The organism is Streptacidiphilus monticola, from assembly GCF_042658505.1.
GTDB lineage: Bacteria > Actinomycetota > Actinomycetes > Streptomycetales > Streptomycetaceae > Streptacidiphilus > Streptacidiphilus monticola.
The window spans coordinates 1-16,093 of sequence record NZ_JBHSQJ010000143.1; the positions used below are offsets into that span (position 1 = coordinate 1).

General features: G+C 73.7%; 12 protein-coding genes and 1 pseudogene. 4 read left to right on the plus strand and 9 right to left on the minus strand.

Translation table 11 applies throughout. The annotated features are described in order from the left end of the window. Window positions 1–265: 265 nt before the first annotated feature. Both ACFP3V_RS27915 and ACFP3V_RS27920 read right to left on the minus strand, forming a co-directional pair. Window positions 266–1,516, minus strand: a complete 1,251-nt coding sequence (locus ACFP3V_RS27915; RefSeq protein ID WP_380589221.1) for an alpha/beta hydrolase family protein — start codon at window positions 1,514–1,516, stop codon at window positions 266–268. 205 nt (window positions 1,517–1,721) lie between these two features. Continuing rightward, the gene (locus ACFP3V_RS27920) at window positions 1,722–2,495 is read right to left on the minus strand and encodes an SDR family oxidoreductase (protein ID WP_380589224.1); all 774 of its coding nucleotides are present in this window, start codon (window positions 2,493–2,495) and stop codon (window positions 1,722–1,724) included. Window positions 2,496–2,623: 128 nt separating this feature from the next. On the opposite strand from ACFP3V_RS27920, the gene ACFP3V_RS27925 reads away from it, so the two are divergent. Next, window positions 2,624–3,481 carry a helix-turn-helix domain-containing protein gene (locus ACFP3V_RS27925; RefSeq protein ID WP_380589226.1) on the plus strand — a complete coding sequence of 286 codons (858 nt, stop codon included), beginning with the start codon at window positions 2,624–2,626 and terminating at the stop codon, window positions 3,479–3,481. Window positions 3,482–3,619: 138 nt separating this feature from the next. On the opposite strand, the gene ACFP3V_RS27930 is transcribed toward ACFP3V_RS27925, so the two are convergent. Together ACFP3V_RS27930 and ACFP3V_RS27935 are read right to left on the minus strand one after the other, a co-directional pair. Next, on the minus strand, window positions 3,620–4,453 hold the full coding sequence (locus ACFP3V_RS27930) for a PIG-L family deacetylase (RefSeq protein WP_380589229.1): 834 nt from the start codon (window positions 4,451–4,453) through the stop codon (window positions 3,620–3,622). 195 nt (window positions 4,454–4,648) lie between these two features. Continuing rightward, window positions 4,649–5,845: an alpha/beta fold hydrolase gene (locus ACFP3V_RS27935; RefSeq protein WP_380589232.1), complete on the minus strand. Its 1,197-nt coding sequence runs from the start codon at window positions 5,843–5,845 to the stop codon at window positions 4,649–4,651. Window positions 5,846–6,211: 366 nt separating this feature from the next. Between ACFP3V_RS27935 and ACFP3V_RS27940 the strand changes: the two genes are divergently transcribed. Together ACFP3V_RS27940 and ACFP3V_RS27945 are read left to right on the plus strand one after the other, a co-directional pair. After that, window positions 6,212–7,204: an ArsR/SmtB family transcription factor gene (locus ACFP3V_RS27940; protein ID WP_380589235.1), complete on the plus strand. Its 993-nt coding sequence runs from the start codon at window positions 6,212–6,214 to the stop codon at window positions 7,202–7,204. Between the two features lie 112 nt (window positions 7,205–7,316). Then, the gene (locus ACFP3V_RS27945) at window positions 7,317–8,180 is read left to right on the plus strand and encodes a LysR family transcriptional regulator (RefSeq protein WP_380589238.1); all 864 of its coding nucleotides are present in this window, start codon (window positions 7,317–7,319) and stop codon (window positions 8,178–8,180) included. Between the two features lie 7 nt (window positions 8,181–8,187). On the opposite strand, the gene ACFP3V_RS27950 is transcribed toward ACFP3V_RS27945, so the two are convergent. The 4 genes and pseudogenes from ACFP3V_RS27950 to ACFP3V_RS27965 all read right to left on the minus strand — a co-directional run bounded on the left by ACFP3V_RS27950 (window position 8,188) and on the right by ACFP3V_RS27965 (window position 12,581). Next, a complete protein-coding gene (locus ACFP3V_RS27950) occupies window positions 8,188–9,333 on the minus strand; it encodes an MFS transporter (protein WP_380589241.1) in 1,146 nt (381 codons plus the stop codon). Window positions 9,334–9,411: 78 nt separating this feature from the next. Further along, window positions 9,412–10,383, minus strand: a complete 972-nt coding sequence (locus tag ACFP3V_RS27955; RefSeq protein ID WP_380589250.1) for an alpha/beta hydrolase — start codon at window positions 10,381–10,383, stop codon at window positions 9,412–9,414. A gap of 171 nt (window positions 10,384–10,554) precedes the next feature. Next, window positions 10,555–11,478, minus strand: a pseudogene (locus ACFP3V_RS27960) (helix-turn-helix domain-containing protein); the annotation flags it as partial. A 5-nt stretch (window positions 11,479–11,483) separates the two neighbouring features. Continuing rightward, window positions 11,484–12,581: an AraC-like ligand-binding domain-containing protein gene (locus tag ACFP3V_RS27965; RefSeq protein ID WP_380589244.1), complete on the minus strand. Its 1,098-nt coding sequence runs from the start codon at window positions 12,579–12,581 to the stop codon at window positions 11,484–11,486. A gap of 229 nt (window positions 12,582–12,810) precedes the next feature. Between ACFP3V_RS27965 and ACFP3V_RS27970 the strand changes: the two genes are divergently transcribed. Then, on the plus strand, window positions 12,811–15,561 hold the full coding sequence (locus tag ACFP3V_RS27970) for a helix-turn-helix transcriptional regulator (RefSeq protein ID WP_380589253.1): 2,751 nt from the start codon (window positions 12,811–12,813) through the stop codon (window positions 15,559–15,561). A 2-nt stretch (window positions 15,562–15,563) separates the two neighbouring features. On the opposite strand, the gene ACFP3V_RS27975 is transcribed toward ACFP3V_RS27970, so the two are convergent. Beyond that, window positions 15,564–16,093, minus strand: a 530-nt coding sequence (locus ACFP3V_RS27975; RefSeq protein ID WP_380589247.1) for an alpha/beta fold hydrolase, incomplete at its 5' end; no start/stop codon positions are given.

Genomic DNA, 16,093 nt, shown 5'->3' on the forward strand with positions numbered 1-16,093 from the left:
CCACACCACCGGACTCCACGAAACCCGGGGCAGCTCAGATCTGTGTGCGAGTTATCGGACCGTGACGAGGCGTCAGTAGGTGTGCGCCTCCGCCCATCGAACCATCGCTCGGTTCGACGGGCGATGAAGCCGAAGCCCTTCTCCGAATTGAACCTCTTCACGTGCCGGTTGCCCTGCTGCTCCCTGTCCGGGATCGCGGGGTACCTGGCCGGTTGATCCCGCACTCGACGGCGTGCCGCTGCAGCTGTCCGGGAATGCCCCGCACTCACGGCACGAACGTGACCGCGGGGAAAGCGGGGGAGGGGCCGTCGAGGAGGTGGCGGTGGTGGTGGCGGAGGTGCTCGTCGAAGAAGGCGAGGGGGTAGGCCTGCTGGATGCGAACGCCCTGGGTGGCGTCCAAGGTGCCGATCCAGCCCTGCAGTTGCTCTCCGCTCCAGCCGAACAGCTTCGCCACCTGCGGCATCAGTGCCTCCTCGTCGCCGTACGAGGAGTGGACCGCTCCCTGGGCCTCGATGTTCAGGCGCCAGCCGCGCAGGTCCGCCCAGAACCGGGCGGCCTGGGGGTCCTGGGCGCGGGTGAACACCGCGGTCATCATCATGAAGGGCCGGTCCAGGGTGCCGGTCAGGGGCGGGTTCATCTGCATCGGGCCGTCGAGGCTGAGGCCTGCGCGGATGCGCTCGTCCGCGAGCGCGGCGCAGGCGGTGGCCGTTCCGCCCTTGGACCAGCCGAAGGCGCCCGTGCGGTGGGGGTCCAGCGCCCCGAGGAGCCCGTGCGGCAGCTGCCGGCGGTCGGCATCCGGATTGCTGCCGCCCGCGAGCTGTTCGACGCAGTCGAGGACGAAGCGCAGGTCCTTGGCGAAGTCCCCCGGCAGTGTGGGGGCGCTCAGGTCCTGGCTCGGCACCGCGATCCGGCCGTCCGGGTACACGGTGTAGGTGTCGTACTGATGGGCGATGGTCACGACCGCGTACCCGTGGCTGGCGAGTTCCTGGACGATGATCGTGTGGTCCCCCTGGTGGCTGTGGGCGCCGTGCGAGTACACCAGGACGGGCAGGCGACGGCCCGTCCGGCGCACGGGCGCACCTACGCGGGCGGATGTGAGCGGCGCCCGGTCGGCGAGGGCGCTGAAGCCGACGTCGGACAGGAACGACTCCAGCGCGCCGGGCGGCATCCAGGGCGCCAGCGGGTACCGCCCGAGGTCGCGCACGTCCCGGGCCGGGTACCAGACCGTGGCCATCAGCTCGCGGAAGTGCCCGGGGCCCGCGAGGGCGTCGGGGCGGGAGCGGTCGATCAGGTGCAGCGGCACCTGGCCGACCGGGTACGGCCCGGTGGGTGCGGGCAGCGTCAGCCGGGCCGGAGCAGGCGCAGACGGCCCCGCGAGGTCCGCGGAGCGCGGGGCCGCCCACGCGGGGGCCGCCGCTCCGGCGAGCGGTACGGCCGCTCCGGCGGCAAGCGCCGCCCCCAGCATCCGTCGGCGCGTCAAGGTGCTGCTGCGCCTGCTCAGCGGTGTGGTGGTCACGGGCCCTCCCGAGGTGACGGTTCGTCAACAGTGCTGCCACGGGCGTTCCGTGGGCACAGCGGCAACGCTGTCATCCGCCGGCTCCGGGCGGCTTCCGTCCATGGGTGGGAGTTGAGGCGCGGCGGTGGCCCGCGGGTGTACACCCCTGGGACGATGCGGCCGTTGGAACGGGGCCGACGAAGGGCCGGTCGGCGTGTCCGGTGGTTCAGTGCCGGCCGCCGAGCAGGCTCGGGAGCGTCGCGAGCGCCTGCGAGCGGCGAGCCACCAGTTCGTCGTAGGTGCCGTCGCGCTCGGCCCACCGGTGCATCAGGACGCCCTTGACGAGGATCTCGTGCGGAGTGGGTTCGGTCCGCAGCAGGTCCATCACCTCGGTGGCGAAGTCGGCGAGTCCCAGCGCGTTCGGGTTGATCTGTGCATGCTCCGGAGTGATGGCGACCGCCGGGGGGACGAGTTCGGCCACCTCGACACCCGTGCCGTCCAACTGCGCCCGCAACGCCTCGGTGTAGGCGTGCACGGCGGCCTTCGACGCGGCGTAGGTGGGCATGACCGGGAACGGCAGGAAGGCGATGCCGGAGCTGACGGTGACGATCGTGCCGGTGCCGCGCCCGATCAGGTGGGGCGTGAAGGCGTCGATCACCCGGATGGTGCCGAGCAGGTTGGTGTCGATCGTCTGCTGGGCGGCGGCGAAGTGCTCGGGGTCGCGCAGGTCCTCGGGGATCATGACCCCGGACATGGTCACGATCGTGTCGAGGTCCGGGTGGGTGTGGAGGACCGAATCCCGGGCGCGGTCGACGCTGTCCTGGTCGGTCACGTCGACGGGAACGGTGGCGAACCCCTCGTCCGCGAGCCGGGCGAGAAGGTCGGACCGTCGGCCTCCGATGACGACGGTGCTGCCGGCCGCGGCGAAGCGGCGGGCGAGTTCGAGGCCGATGCCCGAGGTGGCGCCGGCGATGAAGACGGTGCGGCGGGTGATGTCCATGACTGCTGCTCCTGGTTGGTGGAAGAACCCCAGAGTCGATCGCCGTCCCGGGCCCAGCCAGTGCCCCCGTCTTCCCGGGTCCTCGCAGGGCCTCCCTTCGCCGCTGAGGACGCGCCTACGCTGTCGGCATGAGCGACGAGACCCGTTCCAACCTGCTCGGCCAGTACCTCCGGGCCCGCCGGGCGCTGGTCACCCCGCAGCAGGCCGGGCTCCCCGCCGGGACGCCTCGCCGGGTCCCCGGGTTGCGTCGCGAGGAAGTCGCCCTGCTGGCCGGTATCAGCGCCGACTACTACCTGCGGCTCGAACGCGGCCGGGACAAGAACCCCTCCCGGCAGGTCCTCGAATCGCTGGCGCGGGTCCTGCACCTGGACGAGGTCGAACAGGACTACCTCCTCGGGCTGGCCGCTCCCCGCCCGAGGTCACGACGGCGCCCCAGGCCCGAGCGCGTGCCCGCACGGCTGCACCACCTGCTGGCGTCCGTCGGGGTTCCCGCGTTCGTCGAGGGACGCGCGTTCGACGTGCTCGCCTCCAACCCGCTCGCCGTCGCACTCTCCCCTCGGCTGCAGCCCGGGTACAACCGCCTTCGTTCGCTGCTGCTCGACCCCGAGGAGCAGGCCTTCCACCAGGACTGGGCCCGGTCGGCGGAGGCGTTCATCGCCGCCTTCAGAAAGTCCGTGGGGGACGACGTCGACCACCCGCGATTCGTGGAGCTCGTGGGTGAACTCGCCCTGTCGAGCGAGCGGTTCCGGACCCTCTGGGCGCGCCACGACATCCGCGACCTCGACGGCGGCACCACCACCGTGAACCATCCGGTCGTCGGCGCGTTGCACCTCCACCGGGACAAGCTGCCGGTCGACGGCCTGCTCCTGGTCCTGTACTACGCCGACAAGGACAGCGAGAGCGAGGAGAAGCTGCGCCTCCTCGCCTCGCTGGCCGAGTCCGGGACGCCGGCCGTCCCGGCAGAGGACGGATCTGCCGCCGGCTGAGCCGAGGGCGGGACGGGCGCGGTCACCCACCCGGAACGACGGACCGCGGCGGGCGGCGCCTGCCCCCTGCTGCCCAACGCGCCGGCCGCACTGCGCCGGACGAGTTGGCCGGCCCTCGCGCGCCCCCCGGTCGGCGGATCAGCGCAGTCCGGCGAACAGATCGTCCTCGGGCAGGGCCGCGCCGGTGGTGTCCTGGACGCGGACGAACGTCTCCATGCCCATCAACTCGGTGAACCGCTCCCGGCCCATCTTGAGGAAGAAGATGTTCTCGCCCTGGCTGGCGTGCGCCGCCAGCGCGTCGAACTTCTGAGCGCCGAAGGCGGAGGTGTCCACCCAGGTGGTGATCTCCTCGTCGGGAAGGCCGATCTCGGCCAGGGCGGCGGCTTCGGCCGGATCCGGCTCCGGCGCGTCCCCGGCGAACTCGCGCATGACCTCGCCGAACCGCTGCATCGCCGAGCGGGGCGCGGTCGTCCAGTACACCTTCGGCGCCAGGCCGGTCATCTCCAGGGCCGCCATGGTGATGCGGTTCGCCTGGATGTGGTCGGGGTGGCCGTAGAAGCCGTTCTCGTCGTAGGTCAGGACCACGTCGGGGCGGTAACGCCGCAGGAGTTCGGCGAGCCGGGCCGCGCCCTCCGCCACGGGGGTCTGCCAGAAGGACTCGGGTTCCTCGTTGGTCGGCCAGCCCATCATTCCGGAGTCGGCGTAGTCCAACGTCTCCAGGTGACTGATCTTCAGGATCTCGCAGCTGGCCTTGAGTTCCTCGCGACGCATCGCGGCCACGGCCGCGGGGTCGTGACCCGGATCGCCCGGCTTGACTCCTGACGGCCCGTCACCGCAACGGCCGTCGGTACAGGTCACCAGCACCGTGCGGATGCCCTCCGCAGCGTACCGGGCCAGGACACCACCGGTTCCCGTGGCCTCGTCATCGGGATGGGCGTGCACCGCCATCAACGTCAAGGGCCAGTCACTCATAAGGAAATCCTCCGAAGGCAACGCGCTCGGTCCCAGTACGCACTGCTGCAACAGCAGCGGCCGCACGCGATGTTCCCGCTGCTCTCGCAGCACGGTGCAAGAGGGCGGGGCGCGGCGCCTCCCGACGGCGTGGCAACGGTCGTGCCCGGCCCCCTCCCCACGTGGAGGGCCGGGCACGAACCCGTCGTCGCGGCCTCAGCCGCCCATCAGGAAGTCGAAGACCGCCTGCCGCCCCACGTCGCTGGTCGCCCACGACTGCACCGAGTGGGCCGCGCCGGGGACGATCACCACCCGCGCGTTCGGCGTGAGCCGGCGCTGCTGCTCGAGGGATGCCAAAGGCGTGGACAGGTCGCGGTCACCGCCCAGCAGCAGGACCGGGATGCTGCCCGGCAGCCGCCGCGCGGGCGCGGGCGAAGGCGGCACCGGTTCCCGGGGCCAGCGCAGGCAGCTGAGCAGTGAGCCGAGCCCGGTCGCGGTCGCCGCGTCGAATGGGCCGGTCTGCGCCGGGGTGAGCCCGGCGCCGACCGCGTCCAGCGCGGACTGACGGCCCGTCAACGGCGTGTCCGAGGTGCCCCAGGGGTAGCGGCCGTCGGCGCAGAGCGTGGCGGCGTGCAGGCCCTGGCTCAACTCCTGCGCCGTGGCCGCACTGGCCTGCCGCACGCTCTCGATGATGCCGTCGAGGTGGCCCGGGCTCCCGTTCGCGGACTCGTGCAGCGCCGTGATGACCTCGGCGTAGTCGGGGTCCACGAACTCGTAGGTCGTCAGCATGTCCAGCAGCGCCACCCCGTTGTGGTCGCGGCGCACCACCGCGGCCAGGTCCGCCGCCGGGTCGGAGCCGCAGCCGATGGCCCTGCACGCCGCCCCCAGGACCCGCGGCACGGCCTGCATCGCGTCGAGGTCGAGCGGGTCGTAGCCGGTCTGCGGCACCACCGAGTCGAGCACCAGCTTCGCCACGTGGCGCGGATGGGCCAGGGCGTAGCGCTCGGCCGTGAAGGTGCCGTAGGAGACGCCGTCCAGCGTCCACCGGTCCACGCCCAGGGCCTGACGCAGCCGGTCCAGGTCGGCCACCGTGTCGGCGGTGGAGTAGAAGCGGGCGTGGGCCCCCAGCTTCGCGCCGCAGTCGGTGACGGCCTGCGGCGTCGGCGCGGCCAGGTCGGAGGAGCCCATCTGCTGCTGCAGTTCGGGGCAGTCGAGCGCGGTCGCCCCGGTGCCGCGCTGATCGAGCAGGACCAGCCGGTACTGGGCGAGCAGCGGCTTCAGCCGCTTGCTCAGCTTGGCCGCGAACGGCTCACCGGGCTGGCCCGGGCCGCCGGTCAGGAACAGCAGCACGCCCTTGGGCGCGGCGGCGTTGCGACTCATGGCGACCCGCAGGCCCAGCGTTCCGGGACGCACGCCTGAACGGTCGAGCGGAACGGTCAGCGTCGCACAGTCGAAGTCCGCGTCGTCCGGACATGCCGCTGTCCCGCTCAGCACCGGACCCGCTGACGTCCTGTGGCCCGTAGCGGCGGCGAGCGCCGACGTCGACGCGGCCGGGGGCGGTGCCGCCGACGTGCAGGCGGCGACCGTGGCCGCTGCGGCGGAAAGGGCCAGCGCAGCCCTGAGGGTCCGCGTTCTGCGAGGTGGTCTCCCTTGTCTCATGGAGAACACGCTGCGCCCGGAGCGGTTCGCTCCGCGACTGCTTCTGCCAGGATTCGACCAGCTTCGAATCGCGCCCCGGCAGCGCGGAACCGCAGCGACACACAAGGGGGAGGGCAGCCGGTGCTCCAACTGCTGCTCAGCGCCGAGGCCCTGGCCCGGTCGCGGTTCGTCGTCTCACCACTGCACGAAGTGGTCGCGACCCTGCTCGCCTGGGGCCACCAGCCCCGTCCCGACGCCGAACCCTGGCTCGCCCGGGCCCGCCGCGTGCTGCGCCGGGAGCGGCTGCCGCTGCTGGAGACCTTCGCCGTCGAACACGGCGGCTACGTCCCGGACTTCCTCTGTCCCCACCCCGAAGGCCCCGCGCCCACCATCGAGGAGCAGCTCGCCCAGGTCGCCGCCACACCGCCCGAACGCGTGGCGGCGGAACTGGAGGCGCTGCACCGCGGGCGCCCGTCCAGCGGCCTGGCTGCCCGTCAACTCTCCCCAGCCGCCCGCGCGTTGCTGGAGCAAGGCGGCGAACACCTCGCCGCCCGGGCCGCAGCGGAACTGCGACGCTACTGGCAGCTGGCCTTCGCTCCCCACTGGCCCCGGGCGCAGGCCGTCATCGAGGCCGAGATCGGACGCCAGGCCCAGCTCCTGGCCCGGCACGGATCCGCCGCCCTGCTCGGCGCGCTGCACCCGCAGATCCGCTGGGACGGCCGGGCCGTCCTGATCGAGAGCCGCTACGACCTGACGGTGGAGGTGCCGCTGCTGCTGTTCGCCCCCTCCCTGATCGCCGCGGGCGTCGGCGCCGCCGTGGACCCGGCGTACGGCGTCGAGCCGCGGCCGCCCGTCATTGTCTACCCCGTGGCCCGCCACGCCCGGGCGGCCTCCGCGCTCGGCGCGGACCTGGGCCCGTTGCTCGGACCGAGCCGCGCGGCCCTGCTGTCCTCCCTGCGGGCGCCCGCGACGACGTCCGAGCTCGCCGCAGCGCACTTCCTCAGCCCCGCGACCGTCTCCTACCACCTCGGCATCCTGCTCCGCTCCGGCCTGGTCAGCCGCGAGCGTCGCGGCCGCGAGGTCCGCTACCGCCGCACAGGCCAGGGCAGCCGCCTGGTGTCGGGCGGCCGGTAGCCGCCTCCCTGTCGGTCGTGCTTTCGGGGTGCGGTCGAGGCGCCGGGCGCACAAGATCGGCCCCGCGGCCGCTGCCTGACAGGATGGCCGCAGGTCGGCGACGGGAGCGGGTGTGGAACTGAGGCACATGGAGGCCGTGGTCGCGGTCGCGGAGGCCGGCGGGTTCACCGCGGCGGCGCGGCGGCTGCACGTGGTGCAGTCGGCGGTATCGGGCACGGTGCGGGCGCTGGAGCGGGAGTTGGGCGTCCCGCTCTTCGAGCGGACGTCGCACCGGGTGGCGCTGACCGCCGCGGGAGAGGCGTTCCTGCCTGCCGCCCGGGCCGCCCTGCAGGCGGCGCAGCAGGCCCGCGCCGCCGCGGAGGCGGCCGGCGGCGAGCTGACCGGGCAGCTGACCATCGGCGTCATGCAGGGCGTCTGGCTGGACCTGCACGAGGCCCTCGCGGGGTTGCGTCGCGCGCATCCGCGGATCACGGTGCGGCTGCACCAGGCGGCGGTGGCCGACATCCGCCAGGCGCTGCGCGAGGGCCGGGTGGACGCGGCCGTCGTGGCGCTCGACAGTCAGCAGCAACGTGGTTTGGTGGTGCGGCAGTTGGCTGGAGAGGAGATGCTTCTGGCCGCCTCCCCCCACCGGTCTCTGGACGACGCGGAGAGCGTCTCCTACGCCGAGGCCGGGCGGCTGCCCTTCGTCGACTTCGCCCCGGGGTGGGCGATCCGCGCGGAGGTGGATCGCGCCTTCCGCGCCGCCGGAGTCGAACGCGACTCCGCCTTCGAGGTGAACGACATCGTGGCCGCCTCCGAACTGGTCCGCCACGACGTGGGCGTCTGCGTGCTGCCCGCGTCGATCGCCGAGCGCTTCCCCGACCTGGTGCTGCGCCGCCTCCTGCCCCGCCCGCCGCGCTGGAACGTCGTGTTCGTGCACCCGGGCGGCCCGGCGTCGCCCGCCGTGGCCGCCCTGCTGCGCCTCCTGCCGCCCTGAGCGGTCGTCAGTTGCCCGGCGTCCCGCGGTACTCGGTGGCCCAGTAGGCCAGGGCGAGTACCGGGAGCAGTGCGGCGAGCGCGGTCACGGCGCCCCAGCCGCCCGCGTGGTAGGCCATGGAGCCGAGTTCGGAGCCCAGCGCGCCGCCCAGGAAGAACAGGGCGACGAACGCGGAGTTCAGGCGTGCCCGTGCGGTCGGGTCGAGCTGGTAGACGGTGTGCTGACCGAGGATCAGCGCCGTCTGCACCGCCATGTCCAGCAGCACCGCGGCGAGGGCCAGCAGCACCACGTTGCCCGCGCCCAGAGCGGCCAGGCCGGCCGCGAGGGCGGCCACCGCGAGGGCGGCACCGGTCACCGGACGGGCCAGGCCGTGGTCGGCCCACCGTCCTGCCAGCGGTGCGACGGTCGCGCCGGCGGCGCCGACCAGGGCGAACAAGGCGACGCCGGTGGACGAGTAGTGGAACCGGGGTCCGGTCAGCTGGAAGGACACCGTCGTCCAGAAGGCGCTGAACGCTCCGAACAGTGCCGCCTGGTAGAGGCCGCGCCGCACCAGCGCGGGGTGGGTCCGCAGCAGCCGTGCCGTGCTGCGCAGCACGTGGTGGTAGGGGACGTCGGTGGTCGGTGCGTGCGCGGGCAGTGCGGCGCGCAGGGCCAGGGCGAGCAGGGCCATCAGGACGGCGGAGCCGAGGTAGACCGCGCGCCAGCCGACGGCGCCGGCGACCAGGCTGCTGACGGTGCGTGAGAGGAGGATGCCGGTCAGCAGACCGCTCATCACCCGGCCGACGATCCGTCCGCGGGCGTGGTCGGCGGCGAGGCTCGCGGCGAAGGGCACCAGGATCTGTGCGACGACGGAGCTCGCGCCGACGATGACGAACGCGCCCAGCAGCACGGGGAAGCCGGTCGCCGTCCCGGCCAGCGCCAGCGCCGCGGTGGCGACCGCGAGGAGCACGGTGACCAGGCCGCGCTTCTCGAAGCGGTCGCCCAGCGGCACCAGGAACAACATGCCGAGCACGTAGCCGATCTGAGTGAGCGTCACCAGCGCGCCGGCGGTGGCGGTGCTCACCTGGAAGGCGCCGGCCAGTGAGGCCAGCAGGGGCTGCGCGTAGTACAGGTTGGCCACGGTGACGCCGGTGGCGGCGGCAAGGAGCAGCACGAGCCACCCGGGTACGCGGATCCGCGGGCAGCCCGGCCGGTGGGTGGCCGGGCTGCCCACGAGGTGGCTGACGGTGGGTCAGGCGGGGTGCAGGGCGCTGCGCAGGGTCTGGATCGCGAGGGTGAGTGCTCCTTGTGCGGCCTGGGTGGAGCGCAGGGCGTTGAGCATGACGAAGTCGTGGATGATGCCCTGGAAGCGGACGGCGGTGACGGGGACGCCGGCTTGGCGGAGCTTGTTGGCGTAGGCCTCGCCCTCGTCGCGGAGCACGTCGGCCTCGCCGGTGATGACCAGGGCGCGGGGGAGGCCGGCGAGTTGCTCGGTGGTGGCGCGCAGCGGGGAGGCGGTGATCTGCGCGCGCTCGCTCTCGTCGGTCGTGTACTGGTTCCAGAACCACTGCATGCCGTCGCGGCGCAGGAAGTAGCCGGTGGCGAACTGGTGGTAGGAGCCGGTGTCGAAGTTCGCGTCGGTGACCGGGTAGAAGAGCACCTGCTGGACGAGCGGCACGCCGCCGCGCTGCTTGGCCATCAGCGTCAGTGCCGCGGTCATGTTGCCGCCGACGCTGTCGCCGGCGACGGCGAGGCGGGTGGCGTCGAGGTCCTTGGTCGCGCCGTGGGTGACGATCCAGCGGGCGACGGTCCAGTTCTGCTCGATGGCGACGGGGTAGCGGACCTCGGGGGACAGGTCGTACTCGGGGAAGACCACGGCGGCGCCGGCGCCGACGGCCAGTTCGCGGACCAGGCGGTCGTGGGTGTGGGCGTTGCCGAACACCCAGCCTGCGCCGTGGATGTAGAGGATGACCGGGAGGGTGCCGGTGGCGCCCGCGGGCCGGACGATGCGGGCCTTGACGCTGCCGGTCGGGCCGCCCGGGACGGTGATCCACTCCTCGTCGACGGCGGGCTTGTCGATGTCGCCGGACTGCACCTCGTCGACGGCCTTGCGGCCCTCGGCGGGGGTGAGGTCGAACAGGTACGGCGGATTGGCGGTGGCCTCGACGAAGGCCTGGGCCTCCGGCTCGAGGACGGGGGTTGCGGGGGCGGTGTCGTCGGACATGCGGTCCTCCAAGGACGCTGGGCTCGGATGCTCGGGCGGTGTGGTCGGTGTGGGTCTCCACGCTAAGAAGCGCGGGGCCGGAAAACTTGTCGCGCCGCGCACGGCGGGTGTGCGGCCCGTGCACTCGCTCGTTCCGGGGGCGTGCTGGTCGCGGCCCGCGTTGCGCCACTGGAGCGGTGTCATGCCGAAGCTCTGACGGAAGACGCGGCTGAAGTGGGCGGCGCTGGTGAAGCCCCAGCGCGCGGCGACGGCGGCGACCGTGCGCCGGGGGCCTTGGGTGCGGGCGAGTTCCGAACGGGCGGCTTCCAGTCGGCGGGTGCGGACGTACGAGTTGACGGTGGTGCCCTGCCGCTGGAAGAGCTGGTGCAGGTAGCGCAGCGAGATGCTGTGGGCGGCGGCGATGTCCTGGGGGGAGAGGTTCGGTTCGTCGAGGTGCGCGTCGATGAACTCCTTGATCCTCGCGACGAGTGCCCTCGTCGGATCCTGCTCCCCCGCTTCGCTGCCCGCAGCTGCCCGCAGCGCCAGGACCGCGACCAAGTCGGCGGTGGTTCGTGCGAGTTGCTCACGCCGGTCCGGGGTGGCGGCGAGGGTCTGCTCGGCCAGGCCGCACAGCAGGGCGGCCGTGGCGTCGTCCCCGGTGGTGTCCAGGTCGGTGGCTGTCATCAGGCGCAGCCGGGGCTCGTCCAGACGCAGCAGGGCGCGCGGCAGCATCAGCACCAGGGCCTGTTGCGGTCCGGTGAGCACCAGTCGGAAGGGGCGGGCGGCGTCGTGGAAGGCCAGGCCGCCCGGGTCCAGCCGGGCTGCCCGTCCGTCCTGCGTCAGCAGGGCCGACCCGGCGAGTTGTCGACGCAGCAGCACGCAGGAGCCGTTCGTCGTGGCGGCGGGCTGACGCTCGACGGTCGCAGGGCCGTTGCTCTTCTCGACGGCGATCTGCAGGACCCCGAAGCGCTCCCCCTGGAGCGTGGCCGCCCAGGTCGCGGGGTCACGGAGGGAGACCCGCACGTCGACGAAGGCGCGGCAGTAGGCCCGCTGCCAGGACGCGCGGCGTTCCTGTGCCGTTCCCTCGGCCGTAGTGTGGGCGAACGGCTGTGGCATCACGGTCAGTTGGGGCAGGGCCACGGTGCCTCCTGCTGCCGGTGCCGTCGGCGCCACTCGGTCGGGGACAGGCCGTGATCGGCCCGGAACGCCCGTCCCAGCTGCGCGGTGCCACTGAAACCCCAGCGGCGTGCCAGCTGCCCCAGGTCGGCCGGGCCACCGGACGAGAGGGCGAGGTCCTTGCGCACCTCCCGCAGCCGCAGTGCGCGGATCCAGGAGGACACCGTGGTGCCCTCCGCCTCGAAGAGCCGGTGCAGGTACCGCACGGAGATGCTGTGAACCCGTGCGATCACCTGCGGGGTCAGCTCGGGATCGGACAGGTGCCAGCGGATGAACCGTTGCACCTGGAGCAGCAACACCCCTCTGCTGCCCGGGAGTTCGCCGACCGGCCGGTCGAGCTGCTCGGCGGCGGTGGCCGCCAGCAGGTCCACGACCGTGCCGGCGAGTCGCTGTCGGACGGCGGGGGTGGTTGCGTGCACGGACTCCTCGGCCAGCTCGGACAGGAACGGCGACAGCAGGGCCGGCAGTCCCTCGTCCGGTCGCAGGGCCCGTGCGGTCAGGCTCATGACCTCGTCCTCGGGTCGACCCAGCAGGTCCCGCGGAAGCGCGAAGATCTTCATCCGGAAGCGCTGCGGGAAGCGGGTGCGGAAGGGCCGGATCGTTTCGAAGAAGCCGATGTCTCCCGCGCGTAGCTCCGTCGTGCGGCCGTCCTGCTCGACCTGTGCCACGCCGCTCGCCTGCACGGCCACCAGCACCTCCCGCCCGTCGCCGGCGGCGATGAAGCGCGGCGAGCGGTGCACCGTGCCGGGGTCGCAGTCGACGGTCGTGATCTGCAGAGGTCCGAGGCGGTGGGTGCGCATGGTGGCGTCGTAGGTGCCTCCGGGGACGCGGATGTCCATGCCGACCAAGGTGGCGAGGACCGCGTCGTGCCAGAACGCCAGACTTTCGCGTTCGGGTACCGAGCGGGTGCTCAGCACCTGGTTCGTGGGCGGCGACACCGTGTCGCTGCCCTCGTCGTCCTGCCGGACCGATCCGGCGGGTTCTCGCCGTTGGCGTGGATCCCCGCCGCTCTGCCGGACATGTCGTGCTGTCTCGATCGTCATCCCCGTTCCCGGACGCCGCAGGGCCAGTCTGCGGACAGTGGTGCGTCCCTGGGCGACGATCCTCACCGCTTCCCGGCAGGGTCGGCATCTGTCGGTTGACCGGTCCCACCGTGCGACCGGCCGACGAGCCGCGCGGCCGGAATGGGACGATGACCTGGTCCGAACAGGCGGAAGAGACGAGGAACGGCGCGTGACCCAGGCCAGCGGCCCCATACTCCCGCCCCCACTCGTGGGTCGGGAACGGGAAGTGGATGCTGTGGTCCGGCTCCTGTCTGCCGCCCAGGAGTCGGGGCAGCCGAAGGTGCTGGTGCTGACCGGGGAGCCAGGTGCGGGCAAGAGCACGCTGGTCGACCGGGCCGCCGCCGAGGCCGCGGCCCGGAACATGCGGACGCTGCGCGTGCGCGGAAGCGAAGGCGAGTCGGGTCTGTGCCTGGCGGGCGCGCACCAGATGCTGCGCCCGCTGCTGGGCGCCGTGGACGACCTGCCGGAGCGTCAGCGCGACGCCCTGCGCGGTGCGTTCGGGACGGGCCCGGACGCGGGGACGGCGACCGCGGACCCCCTGCTGCTGCATCTGGGTGCCCTCACGCTGCTGTCGGACGCCGCGGCGGAACGCCCCCTGGTACTGCTCGTCGACGACGCGCAGTGGCTGGACCTCGCCTCGCTCGACCTCCTTGCCTTCGTCGCGCGTCGCCTGGACGGGGAACGGATCTGCCTGCTGCTCGCCGCCCGGGAGGACGGCGTCCCGGCGCGCTTCGACCAGGACTTCCCGCACGTGACGGCAGGTCCGCTCGAAAGGGCTGCGGCGGTGCGGCTCCTGGACGTCCAGCCCGTCGTGCCGCAGGGTCGTACCCGGGCGCAGATCCTGCGGCAGGCCGCGGGAAACCCGCTCGCGCTGGTGGAACTGAGCCGGGCTGTGGCGCATGGGCGGAGCGTCCCCGCCGGTTCCGACGCCCTGCCGCTCACGCGCCGCCTGGAGCGCCTGTTCGCCGCCGACCTGCCTCTGCTGCCGTCCGCCACGCGGGACGCCCTGCTGCTGGTGGCCGCCGCCGGCACGGCCCGCCTCGCGGACGTCCTCAGGGCCGGTCCCGCGTCGGCCGGGGTCGAGGTGCTGGTCCCGGCCGAGCAGGCGGGTCTGATCCGCGTCGTGGACGGTCAGGTGACGTTCCGTCACCCCCTGGTGCGCTCGGCCGTGCTCGACGCTGCCTCGTTCGCCGATCGCCGCGCCGCCCACCTCGCCCTCGCCGCAGCCCTCGCCGCCGAACCCGAGCGCCGCGCCTGGCAGTTGGCGGCCGCCGCTCCCGGCCCTGACCCGCACGTGGCCGACGCCCTCGCCGACAGCGCCGAACGCTCCCGTGCCCGGGGTGGCCACGCCGCCGCGGCCACCGCCCTGGAACGGGCCGCCGACCTCACCCCCGACCCACGGCAGCGCGCCGAACGGCTGCTGGCCGCGGCGCGGTCCGCGATGTTCGCCGGGCACCCCCAGTGGGTGGGCGAACTGACCGGACAGGTCAGCGATCTGACGGACGATCCGCGGGTGCGCGCCGAGGCCTCGCTGTGGCGAGGGTGGGCACTCGGGGTCACCCTCGCCCACGACGAGGCCCTGGCGGTCCTGCTCGCGGTGGCCGAGGCGACGGCCGCGCCCGCCCCGGCCCTCGCCCTCGGCGCCCTGAGCACGGCGGCGACCTCCGCCTACAGCTCCGGTGACCCCTTCTACCAGGGTGAGTTCGCCCGCATCTGCGCCCAGCTCCCCGAGGGCGCCGAGCACGACGCGCCCGTCGACGCGGCCTGGAGCCGGGCGGCTCTCCACCCGCACACCCGGCGCGGAGAGCTGCTGCCGCTGCTGGAACGGGCCCGGGCGGCCCTGGATCCGGACTCGGTGGGCGAGCTGGCCGCGGTGGGCGCGACCGCGTGGGTCCTCGACGAGACGGAGCTCGCCGCCCGCCTGTTCGCGCAGGCCATGAACGTCCTGCGGCGCGCCGGCACCGCGGGCACCAACGCCACGGTCGCCCAGGCCCTGGCGCTGTCCCACTACGAGGCGGGTGCCTGGAGTGCCGCGCAGGCCGCGGCCGAGGACGCCGCCTGGATGGCCAGGGAGGCCGGGGCCGGCAACGTGACGGTCGGCTCGGCCGTGCTCCTGGCCACCCTGCAGGCCCTGCACGGCGACCACGAGGCCGCCCGCGACCGGGCACAGCAGGCCGTCCATGGTCTGGACCTGCGCAAGTCCCGGAACCTGTACGTGCGTTACCGGCACGCGCTGGGCCTTGCCGCGCTGGCGGCCGGCGACCACGACAGCGCCTACGAGCAGCTGCGGGCCGTGTTCACCCGCGACTTCCGGCCCCAGGCGGTCCACTACCACGCGTCCTGGTACTGCCTGGCCGACCTCGCCGCCGCGGCCGTGCGCGCCGACCGCGTCCGGGACGCCCGCTCCGTACTGGCCGCCGTCGAGGACGCCCTCGGCCCGATCCGCTCGCCCCGCATCCACGCCATCGTCCAGCGGGCCGCCGCCCTCCTCGGCGACCCCGACGACGCCGAACCCCACTTCCTCGCCGCCCTCGCCGATCCGGCCTGCACCCAGTGGCCCTTCGAACTCGCCCTCTCCCGGCTGGACTTCGCCGAATGGCTGCGCCGCCGCCGAAGGGTCGCCGAGGCCAGGCCGATGCTCAGCGGCGCCCTCGAGGTCTTCCGGCGCCTGGGCGCCCAGCCCTGGGCCGACCGCGCCGCGGCGGAGCTGCGAGCCGCAGGCGCCCCGCTCACCTCGCCTGCGGCCGTCGTCCCCGCGGCCGAACTGACGCCGCAGGAACGGCAGATCGCGGAGCTGGCGGCGCTGGGCCTGACCAACCGCGACATCGCCGCCCGGCTCTACCTGTCGCCGCGCACGGTCGGCTACCACCTGCACAAGGCCTTCCCCAAGCTCGGCATCCGCTCCCGCGCCCAGCTGCGCGACGCCCTCGGGCCGGCGACCGCCGCGGCGCCGCACTGAGGTCAGCTCGTCGCGCGCACCGCCTCGATGATCAGCGAGGCGACCGTCTTGGGCTGGGAGACGGCGACGGCGTGGGAGGCGCCCTCGACCTCGAGCACCGTCGCCCCGGCACGCTTGGCGCCGAACCGCTCGACCTCCGGGTTGATCGCCTCGTCGGCCGCGGCGATCAGCGCCCAGGAGGGCTTCGCCCGCCACGCCGCGGCGGACGCCGGCTCGTCGAACGCCCCGGCGGCCAGCGGGCGCTGAGCCACCGCCAGCACCCGCGTCACCTCCGCCGGAACGTCCGCGGCGAACACCGCGGGGAAGGCGTCGGCCGCGATGGTGACCTCGGTCGCCGACCCGCCGTCGGCCAGCGGGTACTGCCACTCCTTCAGATTGCTGACCAACGGCGACGCCGGGAAGCGGCCCTGCAGCTCGCCCAGGCTCTCGCCCTCCTCCGGGACGTAGGCGGCCACGTAGACCAGGCCGACGACGTTGGGCGTCATGCCGGCGACCGTGATCAGCTTGGGTTCAAGGAGTCGTTGCAACACCC

Coding starts and splice junctions, on each gene's coding strand:
- ACFP3V_RS27925 (WP_380589226.1), top strand. CDS start 2,624: ATGAGCGACGAGACCCGTTCCAACCTGCTCGGCCAGTACCTCCGGGCC.
- ACFP3V_RS27955 (WP_380589250.1), bottom strand. CDS start 10,383: ATGTCCGACGACACCGCCCCCGCAACCCCCGTCCTCGAGCCGGAGGCC.
- ACFP3V_RS27920 (WP_380589224.1), bottom strand. CDS start 2,495: ATGGACATCACCCGCCGCACCGTCTTCATCGCCGGCGCCACCTCGGGC.
- ACFP3V_RS27930 (WP_380589229.1), bottom strand. CDS start 4,453: ATGAGTGACTGGCCCTTGACGTTGATGGCGGTGCACGCCCATCCCGAT.
- ACFP3V_RS27965 (WP_380589244.1), bottom strand. CDS start 12,581: ATGACGATCGAGACAGCACGACATGTCCGGCAGAGCGGCGGGGATCCA.